Source organism: Wocania ichthyoenteri Th78 (assembly GCF_000789235.1).
GTDB lineage: Bacteria > Bacteroidota > Bacteroidia > Flavobacteriales > Flavobacteriaceae > Wocania_A > Wocania_A ichthyoenteri.
The window spans coordinates 2,672,889-2,685,999 of the sequence record NZ_KN525716.1 but is presented as its reverse complement, the minus strand read 5'-3'; the positions used below and the strand labels follow the sequence as shown (position 1 = coordinate 2,685,999).

The following is a 13,111-nucleotide window of genomic DNA, read 5'->3' as shown; positions in this document are numbered from 1 at the left end:
CTACTATGCGCTGACATTTATTCTACATAAATAATTATATATGCGACCGTTTTAGACATTATAACGGTCGCATATTGTTTTATACAAAACCTAGAAGTTAAATATTCATTTTTTTACCTTATTTTTGATATTCAAAAAAACAATTGCATCAATAATGCCCAACCATCAAATAGATCCTAATAAGTGGATTGATTTATATGCAGACTACTTATTTAACTACACCATTACTAGAGTTAGCGACCGAGAAATTGCGCAAGACTTAGTACAGGATACTTTTTTGGCGGGTTTAAAATCGATGAAAAATTTTAAAGGTGAAGCTAGCGAACGCACGTGGCTAATTTCTATTTTAAAACGAAAAATCATTGACCATTATCGTAAAATAAATTCTAAAAAAGGCAAAGCAGAAGTACGCATCACGTATAACGACGATTCTGAAACAGAAGGTGATTGGCTAGAAGAGCGTGTTGCAGACCCTTACGATAAAACAGCAGAAGACACTATGCAAAATGCAGAATTGGGCAATGCCATACATAACTGCTTAGGCAAATTACCAGAAAAACAAGCCCAAGTTTTTAAAATGAAAACCATTCAAGGTTTTGAAACTGAAGTAATTTGTAATGAATTTAACATTACAGCGTCTAACCTTTGGGTAATCATTCATAGAGCACGCACAGCTATGGCAGATTGTTTAAAAGAAAATTGGTTTTAATATGAGTACTAAAATGAAGGTTGTGATTCCATGCGATGAAGCAAATCATGTTTGTGACAAAACGCAGTACAAAGAGGCTACACTTTGGGAAAAGATAAAACTAAACATACATTTGATTTATTGCAGAGCTTGTAGGGAATATACAAAAAACAACACCAAGCTTACAAAAAAAGTAAAAGAATCTAAAGTTGAATGCTTGGATAAAAAATGTAAAGAATCTATGAAAAAAGATTTAGACAAAGCAATAATTGAAGAATCAAATTAAGTACTTAAAAGTAATAATATTAGCCATAAAACAGGAATACTTTCAACCCAAAAAGCACTGTAATAAGATGTTTGTTCCACTTTCGAAAACATTAAAAACAATCCAGTAATTACAGTAATTATTAAAAGTACAAACGTACTTAAAAAAGCAATTTCATTTTTAAAAAACTCTAAAAAGAAGAATAGCATGAGCATTAAAACTCCAATAGTTTTAGTTTCTTTCACTCCTATTTTTTGAGGAATTGTTGAGAGTTTTAAACTATCATATCGCAAATCTCTAATTTCAAAAGGAAACATTAAAATTATTATAAATAAATAACGTTGAACTGCTGTAATTATCACATCACTTGAGATACTATATTCCTGATTCACTAAAGGCAAAATAACAGTAACACCACTCCAAACCAATGCTATTAAATAAATTTTTAAGCCACCTATACTTCTTAAGTTGTGCTGTTTATCTAAAAACAAATGTTTGGGCAAGAAAGGAATAGCATATAAAAAGGTGACTACTCCAAAAACAGCAATACAAATTAGCGTATTTTTTTCTAATTGAAATGCATAGTAAGACATTAAAACAAAGCAGAAAAACGAAAATATTTGAATGGCTTTTAACCAAGTCGCTAAGCTTCTATGATGAAATTTTGCAACTCCAAAATACTTAACAAAATTATAACCCGTAATGGTAGCATAAAACACAAAATACAGTACATTCTTATCATACAAAAGATGGTACTCAATTAGTGTAATCCATGTTAATGAAAACACCGATAATGCCACATGAATACTACTATTAATATAAAAATTAAAAAGTTGCTTTATCAACCTCATATTACAAAAATAAGCAAACTGTTAATAACGTTTTCAAATGGTTAAAAACTTTCTATTTTAAGTATTTATTCGCGAATTATATTATGTATTTTTGCGAATTATATAAAATATCGAACTTTAATGAATACAAACGCTTTTGCATTGCGTCATATTGGTCCGAGAGAAGACGACCAAAATCTTATGTTAAAAACTATAGGTGTTGACTCTTTAGACCAATTAATTCACGAAACTGTGCCAGATGATATTCGTTTAAAAAACGGATTGAATTTAGACGAGCCCATGACTGAACATGAGTATTTACTTCACATTCATGATTTATCTAAATTAAATAAAGCGCGTAAAACCTATATCGGATTAGGATATCATCCTAACGTTATGCCTGCCGTTATACAAAGAAACATTCTTGAAAACCCAGGTTGGTATACGGCATATACACCGTATCAAGCAGAAATTGCTCAAGGTAGATTAGAAGCTCTTTTAAATTTCCAAACCATGGTTATTGATTTAACAGGAATGGAAATTGCAAATGCCTCTTTATTAGATGAAAGCACTGCAGCAGCAGAAGCTATGAGTTTATTGTTTGCGGTTCGCGAACGTAGTCAGAAAAAAGCTGGCGTAAATAAGTTTTTTGTTTCTAAAAACATTTTACCACAAACCTTATCACTTTTGCAAACAAGAGCAAATCCTATTGGTATTGAATTAGTAATTGGAGATGAAGATATTTTTAGTTTTTCCAATGAATTTTTCGGAGCTATTTTACAATACCCAGGAAAGGATGGTCAAATTACAGACATAAAATCTTTTATTAGTAAAGCGAATGATGCTGAAATTAAAGTAGCCGTTGCAGCCGATATTTTAAGTTTAGTAAAGCTTGAGGCCCCAGGCAAATTTGGTGCCGATGTGGTTGTTGGCACAACACAACGCTTCGGAATCCCGATGGGTTATGGTGGTCCACACGCAGCCTATTTCGCAACTAAAGAAGCTTATAAACGTGATATTCCCGGGCGTATTATTGGTGTAACAAAAGATGCTAATGGCAACAGAGCCTTACGTATGGCATTGCAAACTCGCGAGCAACATATAAAACGAGATAAAGCCACATCTAATATTTGTACAGCACAAGTTCTTTTAGCAGTTATGGCTGGCATGTACGGTGTATATCATGGTCCAAAAGGCTTAAAATTTATTGCAAATAATGTACATAATGCAACATCAACATTAGCAAATACTTTAGAAAAACTGGGATATAGTCAATCTAACACTTCGTTTTTTGACACACTCCAAATTAAAACAGATTCAAAAAAAATAAAGGCAATTGCTAAAGAAAAGAAAATAAATTTATTTTATCCGGATAAAGAAACTGTTACTATTTCAATTAATGAAACTACAGCCATTAGAGATATTAATTATTTAATTTCTGTATTTGCTGAAGCTGCTCAAAAGGAAACTATTGAAATCAAATCTATAGAAAACGCCAATAATATTGAGAAGTCTGTTAAAAGAACATCTGAGTTTTTAACAGATGTAGTTTTTAACACCTATCATTCAGAAACTGAATTGATGCGTTACATAAAATCGTTAGAACGTAAAGACTTATCATTAAATCACTCTATGATTTCTTTAGGCTCTTGTACCATGAAATTAAATGCAGCAGCAGAAATGCTGCCATTAAGTTGGTTTAAATGGGGAAATATTCATCCGTTCGCGCCACTTAAACAAGCTAAAGGCTACTTAACTATTTTAAAAGAATTAGAAGATCAATTAACCGAAATTACTGGTTTTGCAGCAACCTCTTTACAACCAAATTCTGGAGCTCAAGGTGAGTTTGCAGGTTTGATGGTTATTAAAGCATACCACGAATCGCGTGGAGATCATCATAGAAACATCTGTTTGATTCCGTCTTCTGCTCATGGCACAAATCCTGCAAGTGCTGTTATGGCAGGTATGAAGGTGGTAGTTACCAAATCTACAGTAGAAGGTAATATTGATGTCGACGATTTACGCGAAAAAGCCGAATTATATAAAGATAATTTATCTTGCTTAATGGTAACCTACCCATCAACACATGGTGTTTACGAATCAGCTATTAAAGAAGTTACACAGATTATTCATGATAATGGGGGACAAGTTTATATGGATGGCGCCAACATGAACGCACAAGTTGGGTTAACAAATCCAGGTAATATTGGAGCAGACGTTTGTCACTTAAACTTACATAAAACCTTTGCAATTCCCCATGGTGGTGGTGGTCCCGGTGTTGGCCCAATTTGTGTTGCAAAACAACTCGTTCCTTTTTTACCTGGAAACCCTGTGGTAAAAACTGGCGGAGACAAAGCCATTACAGCAATTTCTGCTGCGCCTTTTGGATCTGCTTTAGCCTGCTTAATTTCTTATGGTTACATTAAAATGCTCGGAGCAGAAGGTTTAACACAATCTACTAAAATAGCTATTTTAAATGCTAATTATATAAAGCAACGTTTACAAGGTAGTTTTGACACATTGTATTCAGGAGAACGCGGTCGTGCAGCACACGAAATGATAGTAGATTGTAGAGCTTTTAAAGAAAACGGCATAGAAGTTACTGACATTGCGAAACGATTAATGGATTATGGTTTCCATGCACCAACAGTATCATTTCCTGTAGCAGGAACGTTAATGATAGAACCTACTGAAAGCGAAAGTAAAGCTGAAATGGATCGTTTTTGTGATGCCATGATTTCAATTAAAAAAGAAATCAACCAATCTTCAAAAGACGACACCAATAATGTCCTTAAAAATGCACCGCATACATTAGACATGGTTACAAATGATGAATGGCAGTTTCCATATACAAGACAAGAAGCAGCTTTCCCTTTGGATTATGTAAAAGACAATAAGTTTTGGCCAAGTGTAAGACGTGTTGACGATGCTTATGGAGACAGAAATTTAATTTGCTCTTGTACGCCTATTGAAGCTTATGCCGAAGCTTAATTACGCTTTTGAACATCGTAAATTATAACAAAACCAAAGTAGCCTTTAATTATAAACTAGTATCTTGGTTTTTAGTTTATAATTAAAGGCAATTTTTTATTTTATGACTATAAAAATCACAGGAACTGGAAGTTATATTCCTAATAATGTTGAAAAAAATGAAGATTTTTATCAGCATCAATTTTTAAATAGTGATGGCTCAACTATAAATGCTTCAAATGAAGTTATTGTAGAAAAATTTAAAGCTATTACTGGAATTGATGAACGTCGCTATGCTAAAAAAGCTGTAAACACTTCAGATATTGCTTTTTTTGCAGCCGAAAAAGCTATTGAAAACGCAAATATTAATCGTGAAGATTTAGATTATATTATTGTTGCTCATAATTATGGCGATGTAAAACATAATACAGAACAAAGTGATACTGTACCAAGTATCGCATCAAGAGTTAAACACCTTTTAAAAATTGAAAACTCCAAATGTGTTGGTTACGATGTGCTTTTTGGATGCCCAGGTTGGATAGAAGGTGTTATTCAAGCTAATGCTTTTATTAAATCTGGAATTGCAAAAAAGTGTTTAGTTATTGGTGCCGAAACCTTATCTCGTGTTATAGACCCGCACGATAGAGATTCCATGATATATAGTGATGGCGCAGGAGCAGTTATCGTCGAATCTATAAATGATGAAGGCGGTATAATAGCCCACGAAACAGCCACTTTTGCTTTAGATGAAGCTCATTTTATCTTTTTTGGAGAAACAAATAATCCAGACATAAATGATAAACGCCGATACATAAAAATGTATGGCAGAAAAATTTATGAATTTGCCATTAGCAATGTACCAAAAGCTATGAAATCTTGCTTAGATAAAAGCGGCATAGATATTAAAGACCTAAAAAAGATTCTCATCCATCAAGCCAATGAAAAGATGGATGAAGCCATTGTTAAGCGTTTTTATAAACTTTACAATATGGAAATGCCAGAAAACATTATGCCAATGACTATTGGCAAATTAGGCAATTCTAGTGTGGCAACTATTCCTACTTTATACGACATGATTTTAAAAGGCGAATTGGAAAATCAACACATAAACAAGGGCGATATTATTATGTTTGCTAGTGTTGGTGCTGGCATGAATATTAATGCTGTTGTATACAAACATTAACAATGTACGAGAAAAGCTATCCTAATAAACGCTTTAAGCATACCATTCAATTTTTAAGCAAACACGTTTCTATTTCCGAAACTATTTTAGATTTAGGCGTTGAAAATCCGTTTACCAAAATCATGCAAGAGCATGGTTATAAAGTTGAAAACACTAAAGGTGAAGATTTAGATGTTGACACCTCAACCATTACAAATACTAAAGCTGAAGTTATTACAGCTTTCGAAATATTCGAACATTTACTATCTCCTTTTACCGTTTTAAAATCCATTAAAGCTGATAAGTTAGTCGCTAGCGTCCCGCTTAAATTATGGTTTTCTTCAGCTTACCGAAGTAAAACAGATATGCTAGACAGACATTATCACGAGTTTGAAGATTGGCAGTTTGATTGGTTATTGGAGAAAGCAGGTTGGAAAATTACAGATAGTAAAAAATGGACCAATCCAACTAAAAAAATTGGTGTCAGACCGGTTTTGCGGTGGTTTACACCAAGGTATTATATTGTTTATGCTGAACGGGTAAAATAATGGACGTCATTGTGAGGACGAAGGACGTGGCAATCTCTTATCAATTTTTCGAAATTTGAATTATCTTAACTTTGAATATTAAACTTTAAACTTTTGAATTTCTACATCATCATTCCTGCACATAACGAAGAAGCTTCAATAGGACTCACTTTAGATTCGTTGATAAATCAAACCCTTTTACCAAAAAGGGTAGTTGTAGTTAATGATAATTCCACAGATAAAACTCAAGATATTGTTGAAGTTTTCACTGAAAAGCACACTTGGATTTCGCTAATAAACTCAAAATCTTCAAATCAGCATTTACCAGGTTCAAAAATCATAAAGGCTTTTTATAAAGGCTTTGAAACTTTAGATGCTGATTATGATGCTATCTGTAAATTTGATGCAGATTTAATTTTTCCTGAAAACTATTTAGAGCAACTCACTTTTCATTTTAAAAACAATGAAAAACTAGGTATGGCTGCTGGGTTTTGCTATATAGAAAAAAACAATGAATGGGTATTGGAAAACTTAACAAATAAAGACCATATTCGTGGTGCATTAAAAACTTATAGAAAGGACTGTTTTAAACAAATAGGAAAACTAAAACCATCAATGGGCTGGGACACTGTTGATGAGTTACTAGCACAATTTTACGGTTGGACTATTTTAACTGATGAAACCCTTAAAGTAAAGCACTTAAAACCTACAGGGATTAGCTACAATAAAGCATCAAAATATTTGCAAGGTGAAGCTATGTACAAAATGCGTTATGGTTTTATAATCACTTTTATTTCTGCATTAAAGCTAGCTTATAAAAAGAAAAACTTTGGCTTATTTAAAGATTATTTAGCTGGATATTTTAAAGCTAAAAAAGAGAAACTAGACTATCTGGTTTCTGAAAAAGAAGGTGCATTTATTAGAGGTTTACGATGGAAAGGCATTATGAATAAGTTGAAAAATAAACATCTGTAAAATGAGATACTTCGACTGTACTTCGACTGCGCTCAGTATGACACTAACAACTAACAACTAACAACTAACAACTAACAAAACTAAAAACTCCAACCTTTATAACTACTGGATGCCTCTAATTTGTTCTCAATAGCATCATCTAATTCTGGAAAAAAATCAATTCCTGTTAATTTTTCAATTGTATCAACTGAAACTACAAACTCATATAACGGTTTATTAGATTCTTTGTGAGGTATTAAAAAGGCAATCATTTTTGTTTTGCCTGTATTATTATCAATTAACACTTTATAAAACTGATTAGGTACCGAAACTGCCTCATCTCCAATAGTCTTCATTTTACCATTTAAAACGCCTCCAGTAACAATAAAAACACCATTGTATTTACTTGCCCAATACCTCACTTTTTGTTCTAAGGTATTCCATATTCCAGAATTAAAATCGTGTTTTTGCGGACTTATATTACTGGTTAAAAACGTTTCATCATGCGCAGATTGACTATATCTCCTGTCGCCAGCAGGACATAAATGTCCGCGATCGTAACCCGATTTTTTATAATTACGCCAATTAGCAGCGCCTGTTTTTACGGCTTTATCTATCTCGAAATATGGGCGTTTAAAATTGGTGTTTGAAAGATGTGATTTCTTCAATTCGTAAGCTACCCATTCAGCTTGCTCATGAGACTCACTATAAGATAAGGAATACCCTTCATGATGAATTATTTGACCAGTTGTACTAGTTGGTAAAAAATATTCGTTAGTATCGTTCTTAGTTGATTTACCCTCAAAAACAACTTCAGCTTTTTCTTCTTCATTTAAAAAATATTCATATCCATAAACTCCAAAAATGATTAAAACTGCGACGGTTGAATATAATGTACGTTTACTCAAAACTAATCTAAAATAAATTCTAATGGTTTACCAATAGCACCGTTTGGAAAACTAATCCCTAATAAAGCAGACATGGTTGGAGCAATATCTGTAATTTCTGTTTTTTGTAGTGTTTGTCCATGCTTTATTCCTTTTCCGAAAAATAATAAAGGCACATGAGTATCGTAATTTAAACCACTACCATGTGTTGACCCTGTTTTATGATAAGATATAAACGCAGGATCTGAAAGTACTAAAATATCACCAGAGCGTTTTTGGTTGTACCCTTTTTGTAATAATGCTTCAATGCCACGAGTAAATTCTGTAGCATGCATAGTGTTAGCTGAATATACTTTATCTACATGCTCGTAATTAATAAGCTCATTTACAATAGCTTCCTGTACATCATTTAATTCTAACCCCAATACTTTAATCTTTTCTCGGTTTAAAAATATTTGGTTATTACTTACATTCTCAACTAAATCTGATGCTTTAAACGTTTGTTCCATAAACGTATCAAACTGCTTTTTTGTTTTAGCATTATTTAAATAACCTGAAGGAATTTTAACCGATTGCAAATATGCTGGTACATTTACAGCAGCATGGTCCGCTGTTAAAAATACAGTATAATTACCACGACCAACTTCTTTATCTAAAGCATTAAATAACCGTTCTAAATCTTTATCTAATCGAATATAAGCATCTTCAATTTCTTTAGAGTTTACCCCAAAATTATGACCTACATAATCGGTACTAGAAAAACTTATAGCTAAAACATCGGTAATATCATCTTTACCCAAAGCCTCTCCCTTCAAAGCAGCGAGAGCAAAATCTGCAGTTAAGCTATTACCATAAGCTGTAGCTTTTAGCAAATCGTATCCACCATTTGTATCTTTCAAAACGTCTAATTGATAGGGAAATGTTGCTGTTTCTTTTCCTTTATAGCCTCCTTCAAAACTATTCAAATCACTACCACTTTCAGTATAAGTATTAATATCATAAAGTGTATTCCATGTTTTTAAATATTTAGAAACAGAATGTTCAGTATTAAAATCCTTTACCCATTTCGGCAACTCATTCATATAAAACGTACTAGAAATCCAGTTACCCTCATCTTTTCCATGAAACCAATATGCTGCATTTGCCGTATGACCAGCAGGTAAAATAGCGCCTCTATCTTTTATCGAAATGCCTACTGTTTTACCACGCATTTGCGTGAACAACCTATTTTCGTCTGTAAACGTTGTGGTTTTCATTCTATGCGGAGACATTTGCCCTGAGTTCGCCGACGTCCCAACAGATTGCACAGCATTATCGCCAGCACAATACACACTTTTCTTCTCTTCTTTATCGTACCAATTATTACCTATAACACCATGATATCGAGGTGTTGTACCTGTATAAACCGATGCGTGCCCAGGACCTGTATATGTTGGAATGTAATTAAAATGATTGTTTTTACAATTAAAACCTTCGTTTATCATACGTTTAAATCCACCGTTGCTAAACTTACTTTCAAAACGTGTTAAATAATCATAACGCATTTGATCAACTACAATTCCAACAACCAATTTTGGCCTAGAATTAAACGTTTCTACTTGTACTCGTTTTTTTTTTACTTGTGGTCTTTGCGCCAATGAAGAGTTATACAAAAAAATAATTAAAAAAAAGGTAATTGCGTTTTTTAACATGATTATCAAAATTATAACTCCAAAAATACATATTTTAAAATATGATATTTTAAAATTAAGGTTAAATTCTATAACTTTTTTTACTTTAGCACTAACAAATTTTTATATGACTTACCTTCATAATATTGGATCTTATTTTTTAATGATTGCAGAAATGTTTCGCAAACCCACTAAGTGGAGTGTTATGAAACAACTAATCTTAAAAGATATTGATGACCTAATTATTGGTTCTCTCGGTATAATTGCTTTTATATCGTTTTTTGTTGGCGGCGTTATAACCATACAAACAGCGTTAAATATAGACAACCCATTAATTCCAAAATACCTTGTAGGCTTTGCTACCAGACAGTCTGTTGTTCTAGAATTCGCACCAACATTCACCTCTATTATTATGGCTGGTAAAGTAGGTTCTTTTATAACGTCAAGTATAGGCACAATGCGTGTTACAGAACAAATTGATGCTTTAGAAGTTATGGGAATAAACTCTTTAAATTATCTTGTTTTCCCTAAAACTATAGCGTTAATGTTATATCCTTTTGCCATTGCTATTGGTATGTTTTTAGGCATTTTAGGCGGTATGGCCGCCTGTGTTTATGGAGGCTATTCAACTTTAGCAGATTACATTGTTGGTATACAAACCGATTTTGAAGTGTTCCATGTTATTTACTCTTTTATAAAAACTTTTATATTCGCTATTGTATTAGCCACTATTCCATCGTTTCATGGGTATTATATGAAAGGTGGCGCACTAGAAGTTGGAAAAGCAAGTACAACCTCTTTTGTATGGACTGCGGTAGTTATTATTTTATTGAATTATATATTAACTGATATGATGCTAGGGCAATGATAGAGGTGAAAAATTTACATAAATCGTTTAGTGGCGTTGAAGTTTTAAAAGGTATTAGCACGTCTTTTGAAAAGGGTAAAACCAATCTTATTATTGGACAAAGCGGTTCTGGTAAAACTGTTTTTTTAAAATGTTTATTAGGCTTATTTGAATACGAAGCAGGCTCAATAGCTTATGATGGAAAAATATTTTCGCAATTGACCGAAGATGAAAAACGTAATTTACGAGCCGAAATTGGCATGGTTTTTCAAGGCAGTGCTTTGTTTGATTCTATGACAATTGCACAAAATGTTATGTTTCCGTTACAAATGTTTACCAACCAAAGCAAAAGCGAAATGGAAGATCGTGTAGACTTTGTGTTAAAACGTGTAAATCTTGATGATGCGCATAACAAAATGCCAAGTGAAGCTTCTGGCGGAATGCAAAAACGAGTTGCTATTGCACGCGCCATTGTAAATAATCCTAAATATTTATTTTGCGATGAACCCAATTCTGGGTTAGACCCAAAAACGGCAATTGTTATTGATAATTTAATTCAAGAAATTACAGACGAATATCAAATAACTACCGTTATTAATTCGCACGATATGAATTCGGTAATGGAAATTGGCGAAAAAATCGTGTTTTTAAAAGATGGCTTAAAAGCATGGGAAGGCTCTAAAGAAACCATTTTTAAAACTGATAACAAAGTTGTTACCGATTTTGTATATTCTTCAAACTTATTTAAAAAAGTGCGTAAAATGTATATTGAAGAAAATCAGTAATTAATTAACTCGCTTTACAACCAAAGTATCTAAATTCAACTTTAGTTTCAACCACTTTTCCAACTTTTCTTTATCCTTTATTCTTGCAGGTTCTTTAGTTAAAGAATCTATCCATTTTACCGAGAACACTGATAAGGTATCCATTTTAGTGAAATTAGAATTGATAACATTAGAATATGAAAACTGCTCGATGGTTTCATAATTAATTTTTACTTCCTTAGTTAATTCTTCAAAAGCTATATAGTTACGTTCTAACTTAGACAGTTGTTTTACCTTATTTTCCAGATACTCTATTTTTTGAGTTTGAGATAATAAATCTAAAGAGTCGCGCGTACGAAGCTCTTCCATATATCTAAAATTATCTAAGTTTTTAGATTTATTCTGATTAACGATTAATTGACTATTTGATAAAGCGCTATAATCTTTCATACTGCTTTGTAAAAGCGCAATGGTAGATTCTGGTATTTCATCTAAACCAAAGGTATTTAACTCTATAGTTGAATTCTCTTTATCAATATATTTATATGCTGCATTCTTTTTTAAATAATCTGTATGTGGTAATGCGTTAAGTTCGTTCTCAATAAAATCACTAGCATCTCTATTAAAATTACTTTCGCTTAATACGTTTAAAAAGGTCCAAACTGCAGGAATCATAACAATTATGGCAAGCATCATGGCAAATCTAGATATGCGTCTTCGTTTAGCTGAATTAGCATATTTAAGCATTGGGAATCTTAAAAGCTTAAGTACTAAAAAAGTAGCCATAGCTATAAAAATAGTGTTAATAGTAAACAAATACATAGCACCTAAAAAGTACTCCCAATTCCCTTTTGCTAATCCGTAACCAGCAGTACACAACGGAGGCATTAATGCCGTAGCAATAGCAACTCCAAAAATAACAGATGCAATTGTACCGCGCTTTGTACGTGCAATAATGAGGGCTAAACCTCCAAAAAAGGCTATTAAAACATCGCGAATATCTGGTTGTACCCTACCTAAAAGCTCAGAAGTATCCTCACTTAACGGAAAAAACTTAAAGAATAAAAATGCAGTTAATAAACTTAACACTATCATAGTTGCCAAATTTATTAAGGACTTTTTAAGCGTATCGATATCGTTAATAGCGATAGACATACCGGCACCCAAAATTGGCCCCATTAGTGGAGAAATTAACATAGCTCCAATAACGACTGCTGTTGAGTTCGCATTTAAACCAACCGATGCAACAAAAATGGAACAAATTAAAATCCAAGCAGTTGCCCCTTTAAATGGAATATCACCTTTAATAGCTTCAATAGTAGCATCTCTATCGGTATCGTCTCGAAAATCTAACAGCTCACTAAAAAACGTTTTAATGCTCAGCCATAATCCTCTTGCATCTTTCCTAACTGCTTCTTTAGATTGCTCTACTGCCTTGTCTTTAATATTTTCTTCTTCTGAAAAATTAAATTTATTTTCTTCCATCTATATAATTTTAGTCACTAATACACGAATATAAAAAATAAATCTGAGGCAGTTTGCTTTAT

At 32.7% G+C, this 13,111-nt stretch carries 12 protein-coding genes; 8 read left to right on the top strand and 4 right to left on the bottom strand.

Translation table 11 applies throughout. The features are described 5' to 3' along the window. The first annotated feature begins 154 nt into the window (after window positions 1-154). Window positions 155-709 carry a sigma-70 family RNA polymerase sigma factor gene (locus RG22_RS11650; RefSeq protein ID WP_034043409.1) on the top strand — a complete coding sequence of 185 codons (555 nt, stop codon included), beginning with the start codon at window positions 155-157 and terminating at the stop codon, window positions 707-709. 1 nt (window position 710) lies between these two features. Further along, complete coding sequence (locus tag RG22_RS11645; RefSeq protein WP_034043407.1) at window positions 711-974, top strand: hypothetical protein; 264 nt, start codon at window positions 711-713, stop codon at window positions 972-974. On the opposite strand, the gene RG22_RS11640 is transcribed toward RG22_RS11645, so the two are convergent. Beyond that, window positions 971-1,804: a UbiA prenyltransferase family protein gene (locus RG22_RS11640; protein ID WP_034043405.1), complete on the bottom strand. Its 834-nt coding sequence runs from the start codon at window positions 1,802-1,804 to the stop codon at window positions 971-973. The genes RG22_RS11645 and RG22_RS11640 overlap by 4 nt on opposite strands. Window positions 1,805-1,924: 120 nt before the next feature. Here RG22_RS11640 and gcvP point away from each other — a divergent pair, with 120 nt between their 5' ends. The 4 genes from gcvP to RG22_RS11620 all read left to right on the top strand — a co-directional run bounded on the left by gcvP (window position 1,925) and on the right by RG22_RS11620 (window position 7,417). Further along, a complete protein-coding gene (gcvP, locus tag RG22_RS11635; protein ID WP_034043403.1) occupies window positions 1,925-4,774 on the top strand; it encodes an aminomethyl-transferring glycine dehydrogenase in 2,850 nt (949 codons plus the stop codon). Between the two features lie 103 nt (window positions 4,775-4,877). Beyond that, entirely contained in the window at window positions 4,878-5,936 is a 1,059-nt protein-coding gene (locus RG22_RS11630) for a 3-oxoacyl-ACP synthase III family protein (RefSeq protein ID WP_034043400.1), read from the top strand. 2 nt (window positions 5,937-5,938) lie between these two features. Further along, on the top strand, window positions 5,939-6,463 hold the full coding sequence (locus tag RG22_RS11625) for a class I SAM-dependent methyltransferase (RefSeq protein WP_034043397.1): 525 nt from the start codon (window positions 5,939-5,941) through the stop codon (window positions 6,461-6,463). 93 nt (window positions 6,464-6,556) lie between these two features. Next, the gene (locus RG22_RS11620; protein ID WP_034043394.1) at window positions 6,557-7,417 is read left to right on the top strand and encodes a glycosyltransferase family 2 protein; all 861 of its coding nucleotides are present in this window, start codon (window positions 6,557-6,559) and stop codon (window positions 7,415-7,417) included. 80 nt (window positions 7,418-7,497) lie between these two features. Here RG22_RS11620 and RG22_RS11615 read toward each other — a convergent pair whose 3' ends face one another. Both RG22_RS11615 and pafA read right to left on the bottom strand, forming a co-directional pair. Beyond that, complete coding sequence (locus RG22_RS11615; protein WP_034043391.1) at window positions 7,498-8,304, bottom strand: DNA/RNA non-specific endonuclease; 807 nt, start codon at window positions 8,302-8,304, stop codon at window positions 7,498-7,500. Window positions 8,305-8,306: 2 nt separating this feature from the next. Then, window positions 8,307-9,974 (bottom strand): alkaline phosphatase PafA, encoded by a 1,668-nt coding sequence (pafA, locus tag RG22_RS11610; RefSeq protein WP_034043388.1) that lies wholly within the window; start codon window positions 9,972-9,974, stop codon window positions 8,307-8,309. A gap of 106 nt (window positions 9,975-10,080) precedes the next feature. Between pafA and RG22_RS11605 the strand changes: the two genes are divergently transcribed. Together RG22_RS11605 and RG22_RS11600 are read left to right on the top strand one after the other, a co-directional pair. After that, the gene (locus RG22_RS11605; protein ID WP_034046025.1) at window positions 10,081-10,821 is read left to right on the top strand and encodes an MlaE family ABC transporter permease; all 741 of its coding nucleotides are present in this window, start codon (window positions 10,081-10,083) and stop codon (window positions 10,819-10,821) included. Further along, entirely contained in the window at window positions 10,818-11,585 is a 768-nt protein-coding gene (locus tag RG22_RS11600; protein ID WP_034043385.1) for an ABC transporter ATP-binding protein, read from the top strand. Before RG22_RS11605 ends, RG22_RS11600 begins: the two co-directional genes overlap by 4 nt. Here the strand turns inward: RG22_RS11600 and RG22_RS11595 are convergent, their stop codons facing one another. Continuing rightward, complete coding sequence (locus tag RG22_RS11595) at window positions 11,586-13,049, bottom strand: DUF389 domain-containing protein (RefSeq protein ID WP_034043383.1); 1,464 nt, start codon at window positions 13,047-13,049, stop codon at window positions 11,586-11,588. It abuts the gene before it with no gap. Window positions 13,050-13,111 lie beyond the last annotated feature (62 nt).

Coding starts and splice junctions, on each gene's coding strand:
- RG22_RS11650 (WP_034043409.1), top strand. CDS start 155: ATGCCCAACCATCAAATAGATCCTAATAAGTGGATTGATTTATATGCA.
- RG22_RS11645 (WP_034043407.1), top strand. CDS start 711: ATGAGTACTAAAATGAAGGTTGTGATTCCATGCGATGAAGCAAATCAT.
- RG22_RS11640 (WP_034043405.1), bottom strand. CDS start 1,804: ATGAGGTTGATAAAGCAACTTTTTAATTTTTATATTAATAGTAGTATT.
- gcvP (WP_034043403.1), top strand. CDS start 1,925: ATGAATACAAACGCTTTTGCATTGCGTCATATTGGTCCGAGAGAAGAC.
- RG22_RS11630 (WP_034043400.1), top strand. CDS start 4,878: ATGACTATAAAAATCACAGGAACTGGAAGTTATATTCCTAATAATGTT.
- RG22_RS11625 (WP_034043397.1), top strand. CDS start 5,939: ATGTACGAGAAAAGCTATCCTAATAAACGCTTTAAGCATACCATTCAA.
- pafA (WP_034043388.1), bottom strand. CDS start 9,974: ATGTTAAAAAACGCAATTACCTTTTTTTTAATTATTTTTTTGTATAAC.
- RG22_RS11605 (WP_034046025.1), top strand. CDS start 10,081: ATGACTTACCTTCATAATATTGGATCTTATTTTTTAATGATTGCAGAA.
- RG22_RS11600 (WP_034043385.1), top strand. CDS start 10,818: ATGATAGAGGTGAAAAATTTACATAAATCGTTTAGTGGCGTTGAAGTT.
- RG22_RS11595 (WP_034043383.1), bottom strand. CDS start 13,049: ATGGAAGAAAATAAATTTAATTTTTCAGAAGAAGAAAATATTAAAGAC.